We start from the raw sequence: 22,263 nt of genomic DNA, 5'->3' as shown, positions 1-22,263 counted from the left end.
GCGTTCGTTACCGGACGCTTCGACGCGTAAACAGATTCACGATCGCGAGCAGGATCACGGCGCCGATCAACGAGTACAGGAAGGTGCGGATGGTGATCGCTTCATTGATGCCACCGCCGAAAAAGTAGCCGGCAATCAGCGCGCCGACGATGCCGACCACGATGTTCAGGATGATGCCCTGCTGTGCATCGCGCCGCATGATGATGCTCGCAAGCCAGCCCACGATACCGCCGACGATCAACCAGATGATGATGCCCATGACGTTGACTCCCAATAAGTGGATGGCACCGGGCCAGTTGACGGTACGTGCCGTGAAGTCACCGTGCAGTGCTCTTTTCGGGGTGTTCGCATGACCCTGCCGGCCACCCTGGACGGCCCGTGGCGCTTCGGCCCGGTCACGGTCTGGCGCCTGCCGCATGTGCCGGGCACCCGGGGCGAGCCTCAGGCCCGGGTGCTGCTGGCCGAGCAGCTGGGCGGGGCGCCGGAGGACCTGCCGCTGCAGCGCGACCCGCGCGGCCGGCCGGCGCTGCATGGCCCGTTGGCGCATGTCGGCACCGGCTGGAGCCACAGCCACGGGCAGCTGCTGGTCGCTCTCGGTGAAGGCGTCCGCCTCGGCGTTGACCTGGAACCCCTGCGCCCGCGCCCACGGATGCTGGACATCGTGCAGCGCTTCTTCCACCCGGCCGAGATCGCCTGGCTGGAATCGCTGGACGAGAACGCCCGCAACCATTGGTTCTTCCGCGTGTGGTGCGCCAAGGAAGCGCTGTTGAAGGCGCAGGGGCAGGGCATCTCCTTCGGTCTGCACCGGCTGCAGCTCGCGCCCGGCATCGACGGTGGCCTGCACCTGGCCTGGTGTGATCCGGAACTGGGCCCGGCCGAGCGCTGGCACCTGCACGAGTGGCAGGCGGCCGATCATTTCCGCGCCGCGCTGGCCTGGCATGCGATGTGAGATGGGCAGCCGACCAACGGTCGGCTCTACCGACCTGCGATAATGGTGCCATGACAGAACACACCCTCCCCGCTGGCGTGGCCGATGCGCTTGAGCGCGGCCTGGCCGCCATGCAGCTGGACGCCGCGCTGGCACCACCGCTGCTGACCTACCTGACCCTGCTCGACCGCTGGAACCGCACCTACAACCTGACCGCCATCCGCGATCCGCTGGAGATGGTGACCCGCCATCTGCTCGATTCGCTGGCGATGCAGCCGTACCTGGAGACCGGCACCCTGGCCGATCTGGGCACCGGCCCCGGGCTGCCGGGCATCCCGCTGGCGATCGCGCGCCCGCAGTTGCAGGTGACCCTGGTCGAGAGCAACGGCAAGAAAGCCCGCTTCATGCGCGAGGCCGTGCGCCAGCTGGGCCTGGGCAACGCCCGCGTGGCCGAGTCGCGTGCCGAGTCGCTGGCCGAACCGGCCGCCTACGACCATCTGACCGCCCGCGCGATGGATACCCTGGCCGGGATCATCCGGGTCGGTGGGCATCTGCTGCGCCCGGGCGGCCGCCTGCTGGCGATGAAAGGCGTGTACCCGCACGACGAGATCGCGCAGCTGCCGGCCGGCTGGTCGGTCGAGCAGGTGCTGCCCTTGAGCGTCCCTGGATTGACCGGCGAACGTCATCTGGTGGTGGTCATCGGCCCGTGAGCCGGTGACTTCGCTGCCCGCAGCGCCCGCCCCACGGTCGTCCCGCCCCTTCCCGCGATGGCCCCATGCGGCGCCGTCGGCGTGCCCGTGGGCGTCGCTGCGGCATTGCGGCGCGTGCCTGCCACGCATCTCACAGTGCATGACACGCCCCATATACGCATAATGACCAGTCCCACTCCCTGCCGATGAGGCTCACCCGCATGGCCCGCATCATCGCCATCGCCAACCAGAAAGGTGGCGTCGGCAAGACCACGACCGCCGTCAATCTGGCCGCCTCCCTGGCTGCTGCACCCAAGCGCGTGCTTCTTGTCGACCTCGATTCCCAAGGCAATGCGACCATGGGCAGCGGCGTGGACAAGCGCGAAGTCGCCGCCTCCACCTGTGACCTGCTGCTGGGCGAAAGCACCGCGGCCGAGGTCCGGGTCAAGACGCCGGAAGGTTTCGACCTGCTCCCGGGCAACATCGACCTGACCGCCGCCGAGATCCAGCTGATGGACCAGAGCGAGCGCGAGCAGCGCCTCAAGCGCGCGCTGGCCCCGATCCGTGACGAATACGACTACATCCTGATCGACTGCCCGCCGGCGCTGTCGCTGCTGACGCTCAACGCGCTGGCCGCCGCCGATTCGGTGATCGTGCCGATGCAGTGCGAGTACTACGCGCTGGAAGGCCTGAGCGCGCTGGTGGAAACCATCGAAGCGCTGCGTGCCAACCTCAATCCCGCGCTGGAGATCGAGGGGGTGCTGCGGACCATGTTCGATGTGCGCAACAACCTGGCCAATGCCGTGTCGGCCGAGCTGACCGAGCACTTCGGCGAGCAGGTGTTCCGCACCATCGTGCCGCGCAACGTGCGCCTGGCCGAGGCGCCCAGCCATGGCCAGAGCATCGTCGGGTACGACCGTGCCTCGCGCGGTGGCGTTGCCTATCTCGGCCTGGCCGGCGAGATCATCCGTCGCAACAACCAACGCAAGAAGGCCGACAAGGCCATGGAGACCGCCTGATGAGCACCAAGCCTGCCCTCGGCAAGAAACGCGGCCTCGGCCGTGGCCTCGACGCGCTGTTGGGGCCCAAGGGGGCGGTGACACAGGTGCAGGCGGCGGCCGTGGTCGAACCGCTGCCGGGTGAACGCCTGCGCAAGCTGCCGGTCGGTCATCTGCAGCCGGGCAAATACCAGCCGCGCCGCGACATGGACGAGACCAAGCTTGCCGAGCTGGCCGAGTCGATCAAGGCGCAGGGCGTGATCCAGCCGATCCTGGTCCGCCAGCTGGGCGCGGACAGCTTCGAGATCGTGGCCGGCGAACGCCGTTGGCGCGCGTCGCAGCTGGCCGGTCTGGATGAAGTACCGGTGGTGGTGCGCGAGCTGGAAGACCGCACCGTCATCGCGATGGCGCTGATCGAGAACATCCAGCGCGAAGACCTCAATCCGCTCGAAGAAGCCGAAGCGCTGCAGCGGCTGATCAGCGAGTTCGCCCTCACCCATGCCGAAGCCGCCCAGGCCGTCGGCCGCTCGCGCGCGGCGGTGTCCAACCTGCTGCGCCTGCTGGAGCTGCCGATCGCGATCCGCCTGCTGCTGGAAACCCGCCGGCTGGAAATGGGCCATGCCCGCGCGCTGCTCACCCTGGCACCGGAACTGGCCAGCAAGCTGGCCCAGGAAGCGGCCGACCAGGGCTGGTCGGTGCGCGAAGTGGAACACCGCGCGCAGCAGTTCGCTGCTGGCAAAGTGCCCGGCGCGCTGCGCAAGAAGCCCACCGCCGCCGCGCCGCAGGCCGATATCGCTTCGCTGGAAACCGAGTTGTCCGAGTCGCTGGGCGCCCGCGTGGCGATCGCCCATGGCCGTGGCGGCAAGGGCAAGCTGATCATCCATTACACCGACCTGGACACGCTGGATGGCGTGCTCGACCGACTTCGCGCACAGAAGGGCTGAGTCCCCCGCAGGCGTCAGAGGATTTCCCCCAACCAATGAACCCCACCAAGGTCGACCGCAACCATCTGTTGCGTCTGACCGACCTGCCGAATGTCGGGCCGGCCTGTGAGAAAGATCTCCGTCTGATCGGCATCCGCGTGCCAGCGCATCTGCGCGGTCGCGATGCCTACGACATGTACGCGCAGCTGTGTCTGCGCACCGGGGTGATGCACGACCCCTGTGTGATCGATGTATTTCTGTCGGTGCTGCGTTTCATGCAGGGCGAGGCGCCGCGGCCGTGGTGGGATTTCAGCAAGGAACGCAAGGCCACCCTGGCCAAGGAAGCGCCGCTCAGCCTCTGGTGAGGCGGGCCACCGGGATGCGCGGATCGCCACGCGTGCGTTCCGGCAAAACACTGTATTGATACGTGGCTGCATGACGGACAGACCCCATGACGATTCTCGTGACCGGCGCCGCCGGTTTCATCGGCGCCAACACCTGCAAGGCCCTGCTTGAGCGCGGTGAGCGCGTCGTCGGCCTGGACAACTACAACGATTACTACGATCCGCAGATCAAGCGCGATCGCGTGGCTGCGCTGTGCCCGGAGGCGGACATCCGCGTGCTCGACCTGACCGACCGCGACGGCCTGGCCGCGCTGTTCGACGAGGTCCAGCCGACCCGCGTCATCCACCTGGCCGCACAGGCCGGCGTGCGCTATTCGCTGGAAAACCCGCATGCCTACGTCGACAGCAACCTGACCGGCTTCGTCAACATGCTGGAACTGTGCCGCCATCGCGGCGTGGCCCATCTGGTGTACGCCTCGAGCAGCTCGGTGTACGGCGATTCGGCGACCCCGCCGTTTTCCGAAGACCAGCGCATCGACAAGCCGCGCTCGCTGTACGCCGCGACCAAGGCCGCCAACGAGCTGATGGCCTACACCTATGCCCAGCTGTATGGCCTGCACGCCACCGGCCTGCGCTTCTTCACCGTGTACGGCCCGTGGGGCCGCCCGGACATGGCACCGCTGCTGTTCTCGCGCGCGGTCCTGGCCGGGCGGCCGATCGACGTGTTCAACGACGGAAAAATGCAGCGCGACTTCACACATGTCTCCGACATCGTGGATGGCATCCTCGGCGCGCTGGCGCATCCGTCCAGCGAAACGGTGCCGCACCGGGTGTTCAACCTCGGCAACCACACGCCGATCGAGCTGGAGCACTTCATCGGCGTCATCGAGGCGGCGGCCGGACGCCCGGCGCAGAAGGTCTACAAGCCGATGCAGCCCGGCGACATGGTCCGCACCATGGCCGATACCACGCGTGCGCATGACGCTTTCGGCTATGAACCGGCGATGCCGATCGAGCGCGGTCTGCCGCCGGTGGTGGCCTGGTGCCGCGAGTATTTCGGCGATCACGCCTGACACACACGCGCCGATTCATCTTCGGATAACCTCGGGTGCGGAAAATGCGCGCTCTTTTTCGATCCTGGCCATTCGCAGAGCCCGACCATGAGCCAACCCCAGTTGTCGGTCGTCGTCCCGGTCTTCAATGAACGCGACAACGTCACGCCCCTGATCCACGAGATCACCACCGCACTGCGCGGGCAGGTCGATTTTGAAATCGTCTATATCGACGACCACTCGCGCGACGACACCCTGGCGGTGCTGCAGGCCCTGAAGGCCTCCACGCCGGAGCTGCGGGTGCTGCACCACGTCACCCAGAGCGGGCAGAGCACCGCGGTACGCAACGGCGTCAAGCACGCGCGCGCGCCGTGGATCGCCACCCTGGATGGTGACGGCCAGAACGACCCGGCCGACATCCCCAAGCTGCTTGCGGCCCGTGCCGCGGCCGCCACCGAGGTCAAACTGTTCGCCGGGTGGCGGGTGAATCGCCAGGATTCGGGCAGCAAGCGCTGGGCCAGCAAGTGGGCCAACGCGATCCGCGCGCGCATGCTGCGCGACGATACCCCCGATACCGGCTGCGGCATCAAGCTGTTCGAGCGCGCTGCGTTCCTGGAGTTGCCGTACTTCGACCACATGCACCGCTACCTGCCGGCGCTGATGCAGCGGGCCGGCTGGAAGACCACCAGCGTGCCGGTCAATCACCGGCACCGCACCGCCGGGGTCTCCAAGTACAACAATCTCGGCCGCGCCCTGGTCGGCATCCGTGATCTGCGCGGGGTGGCCTGGCTGATCACGCGCAGCAAGCGCACCGCCGTGGAAGAACGCTGATGGAACTGCACTGGCTCGATCAGCCGCTGACCTGGTTGTACTGGACCGGCCTGCATGTGACCGGCTGGAAGCTGATCGGCTACACCGGCGCACTGATGTTCGGCGGCCGCTGGCTGGTCCAGTTCGTGGCCTCGCGCCGCGCCGGCAAGCCGGTGATCCCACGCCTGTTCTGGTACATGAGCGTGGTCGGCAGCCTGATGACGCTGAGCTACTTCCTGTTCTCGGCCAAACAGGACTCGGTGGGCGTGCTGCAGAATCTGTTCCCGGCCTTCACCGCGCTGTACAGCCTGAAGCTGGATATCGCGCACCGTGGGTGGAAGCGGGACAAGGCGACGCACTAGGGGCGGGCAGGACCTTTGATCCATGCACCGCCCGCCGGCTTGGTGCCATGATCGGGGTTTGCCGTCCCTCGGGAACCCTTGACCGTGAAATCACCGCTCGTTGCTGCGCTGCTGCTCGCCCTGGCCCTTCCCGCCGGCGCTGCCCTGGCTGCTCCTCCGGCTGCCCCGGCTGCCGCCCCGGCCAGCCTGGCCACTGAAAGCCCTGCCGATGCGCAGTTCCGCGCGATCTACGAGAAGGAATGGGCCTGGCGCGAAGCCGGGGGCGGTGAGGCCAGCGAAGACGGTGACGGCCCGGCCAATGCCACCCGCATGCCCGATGTCGGCGCCGCCGCGCAGCAGGGCCGGTTGAAGGTCTGGGACGACGTCCTGGCCCAGCTGGACAAGCTCGACACCCAGGCGCTCTCGGCCGAAAACCGCATCAACTACGCGATCTACCGCGACCAGGTGTTCAACCTGGCTGCCGAGGTGCGTCTGCGCGCCTACGAAATGCCGTTCAACGCGGACTCCTCGTTCTGGTCCAACCTGTCCTTCATGGCCCGGCGCGAGATGAAGACCGCGCAGGACTACCGCAACTACATCGCACGCCTGAACGATGTGCCGCGCTACTTCGAGCAGCAGACCGAGAACATGCGTGCCGGCCTCAAGCGCGGTTTCAGCGTGCCGCGTGCGGTGCTCGATGGCCGCGAGGTGTCCATCGCCACCGTGTCCGAACTGAAGGACCCGACCCAGTCGCCGCTGTACGCCCCGTTCAAGAAGCTGCCGGCCAGCATCCCGGCCGCCGAGCAGGCACAGCTGCAGGAACAGGCCCGCCAGGCCATCGGCGGCAGCGTGGTGCCGGCGTTCGCCAAGCTGCGCACCTTCTTCGTCAGCGAGTACGTGCCGCGGGCGCGCACCACCCTGGCCGCCGAGGCGATGCCGGGCGGCAAGGCGTACTACAAGCAGCAGATTCACGAATACACCACGCTGGACCTGACCCCGCAGCAGATCCACGAGATCGGGCTGAAGGAAGTCGCACGCATCCAGGCCGAGATGAACGGCATCATCCAGCAGGTCGAGTTCAAGGGCAGCTTCGCCGAGTTCCTGACCTTCCTGCGTACCGATCCGCAGTTCTACGCCAAGACCCCGGATGAGCTGCTGCATCGTGCGGCGTGGATCTCCAAGCGCGTGGATGGCGTGATCGGCAAGTACATGACGCTGCCGCGCGCGCGCTTCACCATCGTGCCGGTGCCGCCGGACATCGCCCCGTTCTGGACCGCCGGCCGCGGCGGCATGGGCACCTACTGGCTCAACACCTACAACCTGCCGGCGCGGCCGCTGTACAACCTGCCGGCGCTGACCCTGCATGAGTCCGATCCGGGCCATGCCCTGCAGGGCGCGCTGGCGGCAGAGCAGGGCGAGCAGCCCGCGTTCCGCCGCAACAACTACATCTCCGCCTATGGCGAAGGCTGGGGCCTGTACTGCGAGAAGCTCGGCGTGGAGATGGGCATCTACGAAACGCCGTACGAGGATTTCGGCCGCCTGACCTACGAAATGTGGCGCGCCGCGCGTCTGGTGATCGATACCGGCGTGCACCACAAGGGCTGGACCCGCGAGCAGGCGCTGTCCTACCTGCGCGACCACACCGCGCTGAGCGAGCACGAAGTGACCACCGAAGTGGATCGTTACATTTCCTGGCCGGGTCAGGCGCTGAGCTACAAGCTCGGTGAGATCGCGATCGTGCGCCTGCGCGCGCAGGCCGAGCAGGAGCTGGGCGACCGCTTCGACGTCAAGGCCTTCCACGACGCCGTGCTCAGCCAGGGCTCGGTGCCGCTGCCGGTGCTGGAGGCGCAGATCCAGGCCTTCATCGCCCAGCGCAAGGCCGCCGCCAGCTGAGGTGCGCGGGGCCGGCCATCGTGCCGGCCCCGGCCAACGTGAACCAAGCGGCCGGGCTGCGATTGTGTAACGGCTTCACGCCCGGCTACCCTGCGGGCCATGTTCCGTCGTGCCCGCCCGCGTCCGTCCCTGCTGCTCCGCCTGCTGATGCTGGTGGTGGTCGGTGTGGGCGTGTTCGGCAGCTCGCTGGCCTCGGCCCTGGCCGATATCCACCTGACCGTGCACGCAGACAGCAGCGAGCTGCACGGCACGGCCGATGACACGGCCGGCGCTGCATCCAGCGACGACGACGGCAACGAAGACTGGCTGCATGCCCTGGTGCATTGCGGCCACTGCCATGGCCATGGCGGCGTGCTGCCGATGGCCGCGATGGCCTGGAGTCTGCCGGCAGCCCCCAGCCATGGGGTCCCTGCCGGGTTGATCGCGCAACTGCGCACCCAACCGCCCGAGAACCTGCTGCGTCCTCCGATAGCGATCTGATGCCCTGCGGCCGCGCGCCGCCGTTTGCCCTCTGATCGCTTTCTGGAGACTCCCATGTGGATGCGTCTGGCAGCCTTGGCTGCCATTGCGTTCGTGCCGTGCGTGTACGCACAGGGCACGACACCTGCTGCACCGTTGACCCTCGACGACGCCATCGCGCGCGTCGCCCAGTACCACCCCGACCTGCGTCTGGCGCAGGCCCAGCGCCCGGTGTGGGAAGCCCGCCGTGACGCGGCCGGCCTGTCGCCCCCTTTGACCGTGGGCGTGGAGCTGGAGAACGCACTCGGCAGCGGTGATACCCGCGGCTTCGATGCCGCCGAAGTCACCGTCACCCTGGCCGGCGTGCTGGAACGCGGTGGCAAGCTGGATGCCCGCCGCGCCGTGGCCCAGGCCAACCTGGACAGCCTGGCCCCGCAGCGCGAAACCGCGCGCCTGGACCTGATGGCCGAGGTCGCCCGCCGCTACCTGGCAGTGACCGACGCGCGCCAGCAGCTGCGCATTGCCGAGACCGATATCGAGCAGCGCAGGCGCGCCGTCGCCGCCGCGCGGCTGCGCCTGCAGGCCGGCGCCTCGCCCGAATCGGTGCTGCTGACCGCGCAGGCGATGTTGGCCCAGGCCGAACTGGACCGCGATCGCGCCCAGCAGATGGATCAGTCCGCACGTGCGTCGCTGTCGGCGTTGTGGCGCCAGCGCGAGCCCGGTTTCGACGTGGTCACCGGCGATCCGATGCAGCTGCCCGCGCTGCAGGACTTCGCCGTGCTCGCCGAGGAACTGCAGCGCACCCCGGAACTGGCGGTGCTGGCCGGTGAGCGCCGCATCCGCGAAGCGCAGGTGCAGCTGGCCCGCACCCAGGCACGGCCCGATGTCAGCTGGCAGGTGGGCGTGCGCAACAGCCGCGATACCCGCGACACCTCCCTGGTGGCCGGTTTCAGCCTGCCGCTGGGCAGCGTGCGCCGTGCCGACCCGGAGATCCGCGCGGCCGAGGCCGAACTGGCACTCAACAGCGTGGAGCGCGACGCGCGCGCGCTGCAGCTGTACGCCACCCTCGCCGAAGCGCACGGCCGCTACCTGACCTCGCGGCTGGAAGTCACCCGCATGGCGCGCGACGTGCTGCCGCAGCTGCAGCGTGCCGAGAACGCTGCCGAGAAGGCCTGGCGTGCCGGCGCGATCAGTTACATGGAATGGGCGCAGCTGCAGGCGATGCGGATCGACGCACGCCAGCGCCAGCGTGAGGCGGCCATCGCCGCACAGACCGCCCTGATCGAACTCCAGCGCCTGACCGGCCAGAGCATGGTCGCCGCAACCGACACCGTGTCCACGGAGGACCGCCGATGACCCTTTTCCAGACCCGTACCGCGCTGGCCGCCAGCCTGTTGATCGCGCTGATGGCGCTCACCGGCTGCGGCAGCAGTGACCCCGCTGCGGCGCCGGCCGAGGCGGCCGCGACGGACGCCGGCCATGGCGAGGCCGGGCATGACGATGATCATGACGATCACGATGCACCGGAAAGCACCACCATCACCGCGGCCATGGCCGAGCAGGCGGGCATCCGCGTGGCACCTGTCGTCGCCGGCACCATTGCCGACGAGCACGACGTGCAGGGCCTGCTGACCCCGGTCGATGGCCGCGTCGCGCAGGTGATGGCGCGCTTCCCCGGTCCGATCCGTTCGCTACGCGCCAATGTCGGCGACCGCGTGCGCGCCGGTCAGGTGCTGGCCAGCATCGAGAGCAACCTGAGCCTGACCACCTACACCGTGACCGCACCGATCGGTGGCGTGGTGCTCGCGCGCCAAGCGCAGGTGGGTGGAGTGGCGGGCGAGGGCACGCCGTTGTTCGAGGTCGGCGATCTGTCCACGCTGTGGGTGGACCTGCATATCTTCGGCAACGACACCCAGCACATCACCGCCGGCGTGCCGGTCACTGTGTCACGCATGACCGACGGCGTGAGCCAGGCCACCACGCTGGAACGCGTGCTGCCCGGCACCGCCACCGCCAGCCAGAGCACGGTCGCCCGCGCCACGCTGCGCAACGATGACGGCCAATGGCGGCCCGGTGCCGCGGTCAAGGCGCGCATCGTGGTGGCCACCACGCCGGCCGCACAGGTGGTGCCGCTGAGCGCGTTGCAGACGATGGATGGCAAGGACGTGGTGTTCGTGCGCGAAGGAGATACCTACACCGCGCGTGCGGTGACCCTGGGTGCGCGCGATGCGGGCAGGGTCGAAGTACTCAGCGGCCTGACCGTCGGCGAAGACGTCGTGGTCGAGCAGAGCTACGTGGTCAAGGCCGACATCGGCAAGGCAGGGGCATCGCATGAACATTGACGTGCTGCCGCGCCCCGCATCCGGAGGGCGCCACCATGCTTGAGCGCATCATCCGCGCCGCCATCGCCCATCGCTGGTTGATGATGGCCCTGACCCTGGTGCTGATCGTCATCGGCAGCTGGAGTTTCACCCAGCTGCCGATTGACGCCACCCCGGACATCACCAACGTCCAGGTGCAGATCAATACCGCGGCCCCCGGCTACTCGCCGCTGGAAACCGAACAGCGCATCACCTACCCGGTGGAGACGGTGATGGCCGGCCTGCCGGCGATGGAGCAGGCACGCTCGCTGTCGCGCTACGGGCTCTCGCAGGTGACCGTGGTCTTCAAGGACGGCACCGACATCTACTTCGCCCGCCAGCAGGTCGCCGAACGCCTGCAGCAGGTCAAATCGCAGATTCCCGAGGGCCTGGATCCGCAGCTGGGACCGATCTCGACCGGCCTCGGCGAGATCTTCATGTACACCATCGATGCCGATCCCAAGGCACGCAAGGCCGATGGCACGGCGTACACCGCCACCGACCTGCGCACCCTGCAGGACTGGGTGATCCGGCCGCAGCTGCGCAACGTGCCCGGCGTGACCGAGGTCAACACCATCGGTGGCTTCCAGCGCCAGGTGCACATCACCCCGGATCCGGCGCGGCTGCGCGCGCTGGGCTTCACGTTGGAGGACGTGGCCCAGGCGGTGGAGACCAACAACCAGAACGTCGGCGCCGGCTACATCGAACGCAACGGCCAGCAGTTCCTGGTGCGCATTCCCGGCCAGGTCGCCAACCTGGAGGAGATCGGCAACATCGTGCTGGCCCGCCGCGAAGGCGTGCCGATCCACGTGCACGACGTCGCCCAGGTGCAGGACGGACCGGAGCTGCGCAGTGGTGCGGCCACCCAGAACGGCCATGAAGTGGTGATGGGCACCGTGGTGATGCTGATCGGGGCCAACAGCCGCGACGTCGCCCAGGCCGCGGCGGCGCGTCTGCAGCAGGCACAGGCCAGCCTGCCGGAGGGCGTCACCGTCACCGCCAGCTATGACCGCACCGCGCTGGTCGACCGCACCATCGCAACGGTCGCCAAGAACCTGATCGAAGGCGCCTTGCTGGTGATCGTGGTGCTGTTCCTGCTGCTCGGCAATTTCCGCGCGGCGTTGATCACGGCCGCGGTGATTCCGCTGGCGATGCTGTTCACGCTGACCGGCATGGCCCGTGGCGGCGTCTCGGCCAACCTGATGAGCCTGGGGGCGCTGGATTTCGGCCTGATCGTCGACGGGGCGGTGATCATCATCGAGAACTGCCTGCGCCGCTTCGGCGAACGCCAGCACGCGCTCGGCCGCGACATGACCCGCGATGAACGCTTCGCCGAAACCGCCAGCGCCACCGCGGAGGTGATCCGCCCGAGCCTGTTCGGGCTGGGCATCATCACCGCGGTGTACCTGCCGATCTTCGCGCTCACCGGCGTGGAAGGAAAAATGTTCCACCCGATGGCGATCACCGTGGTGCTGGCCCTGACCGGTGCGATGGTGCTGGCACTGACCTTCGTACCCGCCGCGATCGCGCTGTTCCTCGGCGGCCGCGTGCAGGAGAAGGAAAACCGCCTGATGGCCTGGGTGCGCCGGCGCTATGAACCGATGCTGGCCTTTGCCCTGCGGCGCGGCCGCTGGATGGTCGCCGGTGCGCTGGTGCTGGTGATCGGTTGTGGACTGCTGGCCACGCGGCTGGGCAGTGAGTTCGTGCCGAACCTGGACGAAGGCGATGTCGCCATGCACGCCATGCGCATCCCCGGGACCAGCCTGACCCAGTCCATCGAGATGCAGAAACAGATCGAGAACCGGCTGGTGCAGTTCGCCGAGGTGGACAAGGTGTTCTCCAAGATCGGCACGCCGGAGGTCGCCTCCGACCCGATGCCGCCATCGGTCGCTGATACCTTCATCATGATGAAACCGCGCAAGGCCTGGCCGGATCCACGCAAATCGCGTGCGGCACTGCTGGCCGAGCTGGAGGAGGCGGTCGAGCAGCTCCCCGGCAACAACTACGAGTTCACCCAGCCGATCCAGATGCGCACCAACGAGTTGATCTCCGGCGTGCGTGCCGACGTGGCGGTGATGCTGTTCGGCGACGATCTGGACACGCTGCTGTCGGTCGGCAAGCGGATCGCGGCGGTGGCCGGCACGGTGCCGGGCGCGGCCGACGTGCGGGTGGAGGAAACCAGCGGCCTGCCGCTGCTGACCGTCACCCCCAACCGCACCGCGTTGGCCGGGTATGGCTTGAACCCGGGCCAGGTGCAGTCGACTGTGGCCACCGCGGTGGGCGGCCAGGTGGCAGGGCAGTTGTTCGAAGGCGACCGTCGTTTCGACATCGTGGTACGCCTGCCTGAAGCACTGCGCCAGGATCCGGCCGCACTGGCGGACCTGCCGGTGTCGCTGGAACCCGCGCTTGCGGATGCGGCCGATGAATCCAGCAGAGCAGGCAGCTGGACCAGTGGCAGCGCACGCACGGTGCCGTTGCGTGAGCTGGCGACCTTGAGCAACAGCGAAGGGCCGAACCAGATCAACCGTGAGAACGGCAAGCGCCGGATCGTGGTCACCGCCAACGTGCGCGACCGCGACCTCGGCGGGTTCGTCGGCGAGCTGCAGCAGACGATCGGGCGCGATGTGCAGGTGCCCAACGGCTACTGGATCGAGTACGGCGGCAGCTTCGAGCAGCTGATCTCGGCCAGCCAGCGCCTGTCGATCGTGGTGCCGGTGACGCTGGCGATCATCTTCGCACTGCTGTTCTGGGCGTTCGGCTCGGTCAAGGATGCGGCCATCGTGTTCAGTGGCGTGCCGCTGGCGCTCACCGGCGGCGTGCTCGCGCTGGCCCTGCGGGGCATTCCGCTGTCGATCTCGGCCGGCGTGGGCTTCATCGCGCTGTCCGGTGTGGCGGTGCTCAACGGTCTGGTGATGATCAGCTTCGTGCGCAGCCTGCGCGAGCACGGCATGCCGTTGCCGCAGGCGGTGCGCGACGGTGCCCTGGGCCGGCTGCGCCCGGTGCTGATGACCGCGCTGGTGGCCTCGCTCGGCTTCGTGCCGATGGCCTTCAACGTCGGCGCGGGCTCAGAGGTGCAGCGTCCGCTGGCCACCGTGGTGATCGGCGGCATCGTCTCGTCGACGTTGCTGACCCTGCTGGTGCTGCCGGTGCTGTACCGGTGGCTGCACCGGAAGGACGCCGCCGCACCGGTCGCTGGGTAGCACCGGGTCGTCGGGCGCTGCCCGACCGTTGGTCGGGTGAACCCGCAGGCGGCACGCCATCCGCCGTGCACGCCATGGTCGCGGTCATCGAGGTGACAGATACGCCTCGATCGCCGCGACGCCAGCGGCCACGCCGTCTTCGACCGTCATCGCCCGGCCAAGCGCGACGGCACGCGAGCGCGTGTCGGCCCGCTCGGCAACGGCAATGGCACTGGCCAGCCGGGCGGCGTTCAACCGCTTCGGCGACAGTGCTGCCGGTGCCACGCCCAGCACGTGCAGCCGATCTGCCCAGAAGAACTGGTCGGCGGCGAACGGCATCACCAGCGAGGGCACACCGGCACGGCAGGCCGAGTGCGTGGTGCCGCTGCCGCCGTGATGGATGATCAGCGCGCAGCGCGGGAACAACGCCTCGTGCGGGGTCGGCCCGATCACGAACACGTTGGGCGGCAGGGGAGCACTGGGCAGCCCGGCCCAGCCGGGGAACAGCAGCACCCGCCGCGGCGCCAAGGCCGCCAGCAGCGCGGGTAGCACCTGGTCGCGATCAAAGCCGGTCATGCTGCCGAAGCCGAGGTAGACCGGGGCGGGGCCGGCGTCCAGGAAGGCCTGCAGATCCGGCGGCGGCTGCCAGCCCCGCTCGGGCGCGCGCCACTGGCCGCAGATCTTGTGGTTGTCCGGCCAGTCCGGCGGCGGGGGAAGCAGGCTGGGCGAGATGCCGTACAGCATCGGCAGATCCCGCCAGGGGGAGGCGCGCCTCGGCATCCCCAGTGCCTTGCGGGCCGCGTTGATCGGGCGGCGGAAGGTACGCCACACCGCGTGGTTGACCAGGGTGTAGCTGAGCCGGTTGAGCACCCCCGGCAGGCGCAGCCGGGGCAGGAACGGGGAGGGGAAGCCGGCGGTCGGGGTCAGTGGGATCATCCCGGTGCCGATCACCGGCAGCCCGTGGTGCTCGGCCACGGTCAGGCCGACGAAAGCGGCCAGCCCGCCGGTCAGCACGGCATCGCATCCGGCGGCAGCGGCATCGGCCTGACGCATCCAGCCGGGCACGTGCCGTTGCGCCATCCGCGCCAGACCCCGCGAGGCGGCGAGACGGGCGTTACCGCGCGAGACCAGCGCCACGACCTCGCCATGGATGTCGCCCTCCAGCGCGGCATGCGGGACGCCCAGCTCGCGCGCGCTGCCCAGCGTGCCGCGCTCGGCCAGCAGCAGCACCTCATGGCCCGCGGCGATCAATCCATGGCAGAGCATCACCAGCGGGCGGGTGTCGCCTTCGGTGCCGTAGGTCAGGGCGAGCAGCTTCATGGGCGGTACTTCGGGAAGACGGCACGCCAGGTCATTGCGGGAATCTTCATGCGGGCTGTCCTTCTCAGGTGCCCAGCCTAGCGCAGGCACCGGTGACGACCGCATCGTTCACGCGCGCATCGCATTGGAACGGCACGGCATCTCTGCTACTTTCCGCCTCGGAACGACCGCGCTCGCGGTGTCGCAGGAAGCAGGGAATGGCTCGCAATCTGTTGTTTGGCAAGGAGGCCGCTACCGCGGGCCTGTCTGTCGCCACGCGCTCTCAGGCACGCACCACCACGCTGGGTGCGGCCTCGCTCGACAGCCGCCTCCGGCAGAAGCGATCGCCCGCGTACGTGCAGGCCATGACCAGGGTCGATGTCGGCGGTCACGTGCACGATCGCGACGCATTGGCGGCGCTGAAGCAGCTGGTCGCCGCGGAGCTCGGCGAGATCGCCCTGGAGGATCGCCTGCTCGGCATCGTCAGCCGTTGCATGCTGGGTCATCCCTATGAGGTCCATACACTGGACATGACCGGGCAGATCATCGAGCACTTCAAGATCGGCCACACCCTGCCGCTAACGCTCGAACGGGCACGCGCGCTGGCCCTGCATCCGTCCTACGCCTTCATCGAGGTGTACGCGAACCGGATGGTCACCGTCAGCGACTCCGGCCAGACCGCCGTCATCGAAGGAACGACATGAGCACACAACGCATCATCCATATGGCGGACCTGTCCGCCATCAACAGCAGCCTGCGCTCGCTGGGGCAGGATCTGGACGCTTTGCATACCCAGGCCCACGCGATCCAGAGCGATGTGGGTGCCACCCGCAGCGAACTGGCGCGCCTGGAAAAAGCGTTCATGGATTTCGTCGCGGCGGACCTGAAAGCCAAGGAACTGTCGCTGGCCGAAACCCGGCAGGTGAAGATCCGCCAGGAGCTGGAAAACCGGTTCGGCCACTACGCCGAGGTCCGCCGCCAGACCACCGGCATCCTGCAGGCGGCCGACATCAGCCTGGTCCGGCAGGACACCATCCGTGCCGCCAGTGAGAACCTCATGCTGGCGGCGCCCGGCTACTGGCTGGCCCCGGCACTGGTGGCGCTGGCCGCGTGGCTCAATGACCAGCAGGATCTGGCGCAGCGTGCGCTGGCCGAGGCCATCCGTCGCGATGACGAGAAAACCAGCCTGCTGTTCTCTCTCGTCAGCCGCCGCGCGGGTCGCCTGTCGGCCGCCCAGCAGTGGATGGACCGTTATCTGGGCATGCAGAACCCGGTGGAACTGGACCGCCAGACCGTGGTGCTGATCGACGCGATCGCCGGCGGTGTGTTCGGCGTGGAGACCGCCCGCATCTGTGTGGCCCGCACCAATGAATGGATCGAAGAACTGGCCCAGCGGGCCGGCTTCGTGGAGGCCCAGCGCAGCCAGTGGATCGACGCGCTGCGCTCCAAGACCCCCAATGGCGACGACAGCGCCCGCTACCCGCACCTGCAGCGCTTCAGCCCGACCTGGCCGGCCCTGCAGGACTCGCTCAATGCCACGGCGACCCACGCGGCCGTCACCCGGCATTTCCAGAGTGTGTTCAGCGGCGATGTACGTGCCACGGCCGGGCTGGCGGCGGATGTGGATGCGCTGCTGACCAAGCTGGTCTCGCACTTCGATGCCGAAGAGCTGCCGCTGCGGCGCGATGAGGCCCTGTGCAAGCTGATCATCGATGAGAACGGTGACCGCCCCGTGGCCGACCGTCGCTTCCAGCTGCAGGACCCGGCACTGGAGCACCGCATCAGCTTCACCCAGTTGCTCACCAACGCTGCGATGCATCCGGAAACCTCGCAGGCCTCGCGCGCCACCCAGCGCTTTGCCACCGCCCAGTCGCGCAGCTGGATTCTGGAAGCGCACCAGGATCTCACTGCCAGCATCCGCCAGGCGATCCCGACCGAGGTGGAGGTCACGCTGGATGCCTGGCAGGGCAGCACCCGCGATGGCAGCAACCAGGTTGAATTGGAGACCTCGCTCAATGCGCACGTTGACACCGGGCTGGCCCAGGCGCTGGCCGGCGTGAAGCTGCGCTTCCAGCATTGGGCTGTCCTGGTGCTGGGTGTCCTGCTGCTGGTGATGACCATTGGCAACGTCATCGGCATGGTGATCGCCGCGCTGATGCTGCTCTGGGTCGGGATGGCCTACAAGAATCTGGAAAAGACCCGCGAAACGGTCCGTGCCGACTTCGCGCGCCAGCGTGAGCAACTGCAGAACGCGCTCAAGGCCTGCATGGCCGAAGTCGTGGAAGTGCGGCGTGATCTCGCCGCGCGCGATGCCCAGTCTGCCGAGTTGACCGCGTTGCTGGAGTCGATCACGCCCGAGCAGTTCACCCTTGGCGGTCATGACACTACCCGCCGCATTCTTGCCGCCACCGCTGAGGCCCGACCATGACCCGTTCCCTGCTCGATGCTTCCGCCGTGCCGCCGCCGCTGCCCGCCCAGGACGCCCTTCCACCGCCGCTGAACAACGCCGCGGTGGCCGCGCCGCCAATCACCGTTGCCGCCCCGGATGCGCTTGCCGGTGCCCTGCCTGGCTGGGACCTGCTGCCGAAGACCGGTTTCGTACGCCGCAAACGCGCCTCGCACGGATGACACTGCCGGTTCCGCGCACCTATGCCGAATGGAGCCAGGTCCTGGATGCGTTCAGCGAAGGGGGTCGCGAAGCCGAGGCGCTCGCGGCCATGGCAGCCGGGCGGCTGGACTGGACCCCCGGCGTGGCGCAGTTGTTCACCGACCGGGTGACCACGCTGCTCGACCTGCGGCTGAAGCAATGCAGCGCTCGTCTGCAGCGCGATCTGGGGGATCGGGCCGATGAAGTGACCCTGGTGCGCGCGCTGCTGGACGCGCGTCGGCATTTCAGCGTGCTGCATCAACTGGCCTCGCTGGCGACGCTGCCTGAATCGCTGCGCGCGTTCCTGCGCGATGAACTGGTCCGCATCACCGCCAGGATGCAGGCCGACCTGGAAGCCAACGCACGCACGTTGCGCTGCGACCGCACCCTGCGCGCGGTGCGCTACAACAGCCTGTGCCACTACCGGCCGGCCGCGCTGGATGCTGCCGCGCCGCCGCCACTCCCGTCTGCTTCACCTGCCGATGGCCCCGCTGTAGCGGGCCGCCGGCGAACCTTGATGATCTGAATCCATGAGCGATACCCGCGAGTTCCATGCCACGCTGACCCGCTACCTGAAAGCGCGCGTGCCCTTCATCTCCATCCGCAGCACCGAACGCGCGCGGGTGCTGGATATCCTGCGTGACGTCGCCGGTGCGCTGAGTGCGCCGTTCTATGTACACACGCTCTCGCAGGGAACGCGCGAGCTGGCGACAGGGCGGATCGTCAACGAAGACCGCTCGGTCATCGGCGCGGTCGACTTCGCCAGCCAGCAGATGGCGCAGCGGCAGAACCTCAGTTTCGTGTTGACCGAAGTGTCCGACCTGGAGGACGACACGCCCTCGGCGCGGCAACTGATCGATGTGGCGATGCTGGCGGCCGACCACGGTGGCTCGCTGGTTGTGGTCACCAGCAAACCGGTGTTCGGCCAGCTGCAGCGCCTGGGGATGTCGCTGGTGCTGTCGCCGCCCACCGAAGACGAGATGGCGGCGATCATTCACGAACAGATCGATCCGTACCGCAGCCAGTTCCAGATCGAGTGGGACGACGCCGACATCCGCCAGGCGGCGGCCATCCTGGCCGGCATCTCGCGGTTGGAGGCGGAGAACATCATCGCCACGCTGCTGGTCAACGGGCGTATCGACAAGAATGATCTGGTCGAGTTGATGCACGCCAAGGACCGCATCTTCGCCGACATTTCCGGCATCGAGCGCGTGCCGGTGCGCGGGGGCGATCTGAGTGTGGGTGGCCTGGGTGGCCTCAAGAGCTGGCTGGCACGCGAACGGCCGTTGCTGACCGCTGATCTGCGCGAGCGCGGCATCCGTCCGCCGCGAGGCGTGCTGCTGGTCGGCGTACCGGGCTGCGGCAAATCGCTGTCGGCCAAGGCCATTGCCCAGGACTGGCAGTTGCCGCTGTACCGCCTGGACCTGTCCACCATCCACGGCCAGTACCTGGGCCAGAGCGAAGGCCGCCTCAAGGAAGCGCTTGCCACGGCGGATCACGTGGCGCCCTGCGTGCTGTGGATCGACGAGATCGAAAAGGGCCTGGCCGGTGCCACCGGGGGCGGCGACGGCGGCACCTCGACCCGTCTGGTCGGCCAGTTCCTGTACTGGCTGCAGGAAGCCCGTACCCGCGTGTTCGTGGTGGCAACCGCCAACGATGTGTCCAAGCTGCCCCCGGAGCTGCTGCGCCGGGGCCGGTTCGACGAGCTCTTCTTCGTCGACCTGCCGACCGCGCCGGAACGCCGCGACATCATCGGCATCTACGCCCGCCGGGGCCTGCAGCAGCGCGAACTGGCGCCGGCGCTGCTCGACGAGCTGGTCGAACTGTCCGAGGGCTTTGCCGGCTCGGACCTGGAATCGGCGGTGCGTGAGGTGGTGAAAGAGGCCTACCTGAAGGGCGATGCCGTGGTCACCGATGCGCTGTTCCGGCGCAGTTTCCAGAACGTGGTGCCGTTGTCGCGGACCGCACCGGAGCAGATCGAGAACATCCGCGCCTGGGGCCGTGAACGGGCGGTGCCGGCCTCGGGCGAGCCGATCGCGGCCAGCACCCCGGCCGCCGGGCGGCCGCGCCGCGCCGTTCTGGCATGAGCGACCGGGCCGGCAGGCCCTGCCGGCCTCGGTTGCGCCATCAGGGCCAAGCGGGCATAATGCGCGGCTCGCTGTGTCCAAAAACCTTTGGATCGGCGGCCGGGAACCCGTCATCCGGCCCGCCCTCGACAGCGTAACCCTTTGATTCTCATGACGTGTGGCGGGAAACCGCCGAGGCCGCCGTCGCCCGGGCTATGGGCTGACAACTACTTTTATCGAGGTGCGCAATGTCCCGCGTATGCCAAGTTTCCGGCAAGCGAGTGCAGACGGGTAACAACGTCTCGCACGCCAACAACAAGACCCGTCGTCGTTTCCTGCCCAACCTGCACGAGCGCCGCTTCTGGGTTGCCAGCGAAAACCGCTGGGTCAAGCTTCGTGTTTCCGCGCATGCCCTGCGCACCATCGACAAGAACGGTATCGACTCCGTTCTGGCTGAGCTGCGTTCGCGCGGCGAAAAGGTCTGAGGAGTAAACGATCATGGCAGGCAAGCGCGATAAGATCCGTCTGATTTCGACGGCCAACACTGGCCACTTCTACACGACGGACAAGAACAAGAAGAACACCCCCGGGAAGATGGAATTCCTGAAGTACGATCCGGTCGTGCGCAAGCACGTCCTGTACAAGGAAGGCAAGATCAAGTAATCCGCAAGGGTTCTTGAGCTTCCCGACGAAAAACCCGCCCTCGTGGCGGGTTTTTTGTTGCCCCGGCGATGCACGGTGCCGGGCCGCAGCGGCTGCACCGGTCACCCCGGCGGCACAGCCGCCCATGGCAGAATGCGTTTCCCCTCCCGACGGGCGACGCGATGCTGTTCGAGTGGCTGCTGGGTTCGTGGTTGTTGATGCTGGATTGGCTGATCCGGCTGGCCGCGCTGTTGTGGATTCCCAGCCGCACCACGCCCGGTGCCGCGCGCAGCTGGTTGCTGCTGGTCGGCTTCGTGCCGCTGCTCGGGCTGCCGCTGTATCTGCTGTTCGGCCACCCGTGGCTGTCGCGCCAGCGCGTGCAGCGCCAGGCCGAGGCCTCCCAGGTGATCCGCGAGGAGCAGGCCCTGCAGCCGCCGCTGCGCTGGACGCCCCCACCGGAGACGGCCACCGCCGAGATCGTGCCGCTGATCGAGCGCCAAGGCGATTTCATGCCCATCCACGGCAACGCGGTGGATCTGCTCAATGATTACGACGCCTCGCTGCAGGCCCTGATCGAAGACATCGACCAGGCGCGCGAGCGTGTGCACCTGCTGTACTACCTGATGTTCGACGATGCCGTCGGCGAGGCCATCGTGCAGGCGCTGCAGCGGGCCGCCGCACGCGGGGTGCACTGCCGCGTGCTGCTGGATGCAGTGGGGGCCAAGCGTGGGCTGCGCCACTACCGCCACCGTCTCCAGGCCCTCGGCGTAGATGTGCGCGCGATGCTGCCCGGTGGGCTGCGCTGGCGCCGCAGTGGCCGCATGGACCTGCGCAACCACCGCAAGATCGCGGTGATCGACAACCGCGTCGGCTACATCGGCTCACAGAACCTGGCGCGCGCGCAGTTTGTCGCCGGGTTCCCGAACAAGGAGCTGGTCGCGCGCGTGCGCGGGCCGGTGGTGGCGCACCTGGAAGCGGTGTTCGCCAGCGACTGGTACATGGAAACCGGGCAGCGCCTGGATGTGCTCACCGCGGTGCCGGTGTGCTCGGCCGATGTGCCGACCCAACTGCTGCCCAGTGGCCCGGCGTATCCCTTCAGCAACGCGCGCGATGCGGTGAACGCGCTGATCCATCTGGCGCGCCGGCGCATCGTGCTGGTCACGCCGTACTTCGTGCCGGATGAGGCGACCCTGAGTGCGCTGCGCATCGCCGCCTTGTCCGGCGTGCAGGTGCAGCTGATCCTCTCGGCCAGTACCAACCAGCGGTTGACCTCCTGGGCGCAGGAGGCCTACTACGATGAGCTGCTGCGCAGCGGCGTGCGCATCGCGCTGTACGAACCGCATTTCCTGCATGCCAAGCACCTGACCGTCGATGAAGACATCGCCCTGGTCGGCTCGATCAACCTGGACATCCGCTCGTTCGCGCTCAATGCCGAGATCGGCATGCTCTGTTACGACGCCGGCATGGTGCGCCAGCTGGCGCAGATCGAAGCGGACTATCTGGAACAGTCCCGTCCGCTCGATCTGGCGACGTGGCGCCAGCGGCCGGCGTGGAAGCGCAGCCGAGAAGGCATCGCACGGCTGGCCGATGCGTTGATGTAGCCCGCTGTGACGCACGTGGACGGCCGGTCCAC

General features: G+C 68.1%; 23 protein-coding genes. 21 read left to right on the top strand and 2 right to left on the bottom strand.

Annotation, left to right across the window (positions count from 1 at the left end; all coding sequences use genetic code 11):
* Nucleotides 1-7: 7 nt before the first annotated feature.
* Nucleotides 8-259 (bottom strand): GlsB/YeaQ/YmgE family stress response membrane protein, encoded by a 252-nt coding sequence (locus tag BCL79_RS11465; RefSeq protein WP_121040962.1) that lies wholly within the window; start codon nt 257-259, stop codon nt 8-10.
* 90 nt (nt 260-349) lie between these two features.
* Here BCL79_RS11465 and BCL79_RS11460 point away from each other — a divergent pair, with 90 nt between their 5' ends.
* From BCL79_RS11460 to BCL79_RS11400, 13 genes are all read left to right on the top strand, one after another.
* Nucleotides 350-949, top strand: a complete 600-nt coding sequence (locus tag BCL79_RS11460) for a 4'-phosphopantetheinyl transferase family protein (protein ID WP_121040960.1) — start codon at nt 350-352, stop codon at nt 947-949.
* Nucleotides 950-999: 50 nt separating this feature from the next.
* Complete coding sequence (gene rsmG, locus BCL79_RS11455) at nt 1,000-1,638, top strand: 16S rRNA (guanine(527)-N(7))-methyltransferase RsmG (protein WP_121040958.1); 639 nt, start codon at nt 1,000-1,002, stop codon at nt 1,636-1,638.
* A 200-nt stretch (nt 1,639-1,838) separates the two neighbouring features.
* A complete protein-coding gene (locus tag BCL79_RS11450) occupies nt 1,839-2,636 on the top strand; it encodes a ParA family protein (protein ID WP_019185613.1) in 798 nt (265 codons plus the stop codon).
* On the top strand, nt 2,636-3,559 hold the full coding sequence (locus BCL79_RS11445; protein ID WP_121040956.1) for a ParB/RepB/Spo0J family partition protein: 924 nt from the start codon (nt 2,636-2,638) through the stop codon (nt 3,557-3,559). Before BCL79_RS11450 ends, BCL79_RS11445 begins: the two co-directional genes overlap by 1 nt.
* Nucleotides 3,560-3,594: 35 nt before the next feature.
* Nucleotides 3,595-3,903 (top strand): helix-hairpin-helix domain-containing protein, encoded by a 309-nt coding sequence (locus BCL79_RS11440; protein ID WP_019185615.1) that lies wholly within the window; start codon nt 3,595-3,597, stop codon nt 3,901-3,903.
* Nucleotides 3,904-3,989: 86 nt separating this feature from the next.
* Entirely contained in the window at nt 3,990-4,955 is a 966-nt protein-coding gene (locus BCL79_RS11435) for an SDR family NAD(P)-dependent oxidoreductase (RefSeq protein WP_121040953.1), read from the top strand.
* A gap of 87 nt (nt 4,956-5,042) precedes the next feature.
* The gene (locus BCL79_RS11430) at nt 5,043-5,765 is read left to right on the top strand and encodes a glycosyltransferase family 2 protein (RefSeq protein ID WP_121040951.1); all 723 of its coding nucleotides are present in this window, start codon (nt 5,043-5,045) and stop codon (nt 5,763-5,765) included.
* On the top strand, nt 5,765-6,106 hold the full coding sequence (locus tag BCL79_RS11425; protein ID WP_121040949.1) for a lipid-A-disaccharide synthase N-terminal domain-containing protein: 342 nt from the start codon (nt 5,765-5,767) through the stop codon (nt 6,104-6,106). The genes BCL79_RS11430 and BCL79_RS11425 overlap by 1 nt, the downstream gene beginning before the upstream one ends.
* Before the next feature lie 84 nt (nt 6,107-6,190).
* Nucleotides 6,191-7,978 (top strand): DUF885 domain-containing protein, encoded by a 1,788-nt coding sequence (locus BCL79_RS11420; protein WP_121041343.1) that lies wholly within the window; start codon nt 6,191-6,193, stop codon nt 7,976-7,978.
* A gap of 99 nt (nt 7,979-8,077) precedes the next feature.
* Nucleotides 8,078-8,458: a DUF2946 family protein gene (locus BCL79_RS11415; RefSeq protein ID WP_121040947.1), complete on the top strand. Its 381-nt coding sequence runs from the start codon at nt 8,078-8,080 to the stop codon at nt 8,456-8,458.
* A 54-nt stretch (nt 8,459-8,512) separates the two neighbouring features.
* Complete coding sequence (locus tag BCL79_RS11410; protein WP_121040945.1) at nt 8,513-9,793, top strand: TolC family protein; 1,281 nt, start codon at nt 8,513-8,515, stop codon at nt 9,791-9,793.
* A complete protein-coding gene (locus tag BCL79_RS11405) occupies nt 9,790-10,779 on the top strand; it encodes an efflux RND transporter periplasmic adaptor subunit (protein ID WP_121040943.1) in 990 nt (329 codons plus the stop codon). The genes BCL79_RS11410 and BCL79_RS11405 overlap by 4 nt, the downstream gene beginning before the upstream one ends.
* Nucleotides 10,780-10,814: 35 nt before the next feature.
* Nucleotides 10,815-13,997, top strand: coding sequence for an efflux RND transporter permease subunit (locus BCL79_RS11400; RefSeq protein ID WP_121040941.1), 3,183 nt, complete (start codon nt 10,815-10,817; stop codon nt 13,995-13,997).
* 84 nt (nt 13,998-14,081) lie between these two features.
* Here BCL79_RS11400 and BCL79_RS11395 read toward each other — a convergent pair whose 3' ends face one another.
* Complete coding sequence (locus BCL79_RS11395) at nt 14,082-15,296, bottom strand: glycosyltransferase (protein ID WP_121040939.1); 1,215 nt, start codon at nt 15,294-15,296, stop codon at nt 14,082-14,084.
* Nucleotides 15,297-15,493: 197 nt separating this feature from the next.
* Between BCL79_RS11395 and BCL79_RS11390 the strand changes: the two genes are divergently transcribed.
* The 8 genes from BCL79_RS11390 to cls all read left to right on the top strand — a co-directional run bounded on the left by BCL79_RS11390 (nt 15,494) and on the right by cls (nt 22,231).
* Nucleotides 15,494-15,979, top strand: coding sequence for a hypothetical protein (locus tag BCL79_RS11390; RefSeq protein WP_121040937.1), 486 nt, complete (start codon nt 15,494-15,496; stop codon nt 15,977-15,979).
* Nucleotides 15,976-17,703 carry a hypothetical protein gene (locus tag BCL79_RS11385; protein ID WP_121040935.1) on the top strand — a complete coding sequence of 576 codons (1,728 nt, stop codon included), beginning with the start codon at nt 15,976-15,978 and terminating at the stop codon, nt 17,701-17,703. Before BCL79_RS11390 ends, BCL79_RS11385 begins: the two co-directional genes overlap by 4 nt.
* The gene (locus BCL79_RS11380) at nt 17,700-17,903 is read left to right on the top strand and encodes a hypothetical protein (protein WP_121040933.1); all 204 of its coding nucleotides are present in this window, start codon (nt 17,700-17,702) and stop codon (nt 17,901-17,903) included. Before BCL79_RS11385 ends, BCL79_RS11380 begins: the two co-directional genes overlap by 4 nt.
* Entirely contained in the window at nt 17,900-18,448 is a 549-nt protein-coding gene (locus BCL79_RS11375) for a hypothetical protein (RefSeq protein ID WP_121040931.1), read from the top strand. The genes BCL79_RS11380 and BCL79_RS11375 overlap by 4 nt, the downstream gene beginning before the upstream one ends.
* A 4-nt stretch (nt 18,449-18,452) precedes the next feature.
* Nucleotides 18,453-20,009: an AAA family ATPase gene (locus tag BCL79_RS11370; protein ID WP_121040929.1), complete on the top strand. Its 1,557-nt coding sequence runs from the start codon at nt 18,453-18,455 to the stop codon at nt 20,007-20,009.
* 227 nt (nt 20,010-20,236) lie between these two features.
* Complete coding sequence (gene rpmB, locus BCL79_RS11365; RefSeq protein WP_019185625.1) at nt 20,237-20,473, top strand: 50S ribosomal protein L28; 237 nt, start codon at nt 20,237-20,239, stop codon at nt 20,471-20,473.
* A gap of 10 nt (nt 20,474-20,483) precedes the next feature.
* Entirely contained in the window at nt 20,484-20,651 is a 168-nt protein-coding gene (gene rpmG, locus BCL79_RS11360) for a 50S ribosomal protein L33 (protein ID WP_172407465.1), read from the top strand.
* Between the two features lie 161 nt (nt 20,652-20,812).
* The gene (gene cls, locus BCL79_RS11355) at nt 20,813-22,231 is read left to right on the top strand and encodes a cardiolipin synthase (protein WP_121040927.1); all 1,419 of its coding nucleotides are present in this window, start codon (nt 20,813-20,815) and stop codon (nt 22,229-22,231) included.
* Nucleotides 22,232-22,263: the final 32 nt, after the last annotated feature.

It is taken from the genome of Stenotrophomonas rhizophila, assembly GCF_003651185.1.
GTDB classification, from domain to species: domain Bacteria; phylum Pseudomonadota; class Gammaproteobacteria; order Xanthomonadales; family Xanthomonadaceae; genus Stenotrophomonas; species Stenotrophomonas maltophilia_Z.
The sequence above is the reverse complement of the archived record's forward strand: the minus strand, read 5'-3'. Positions and strand labels throughout refer to the sequence as shown.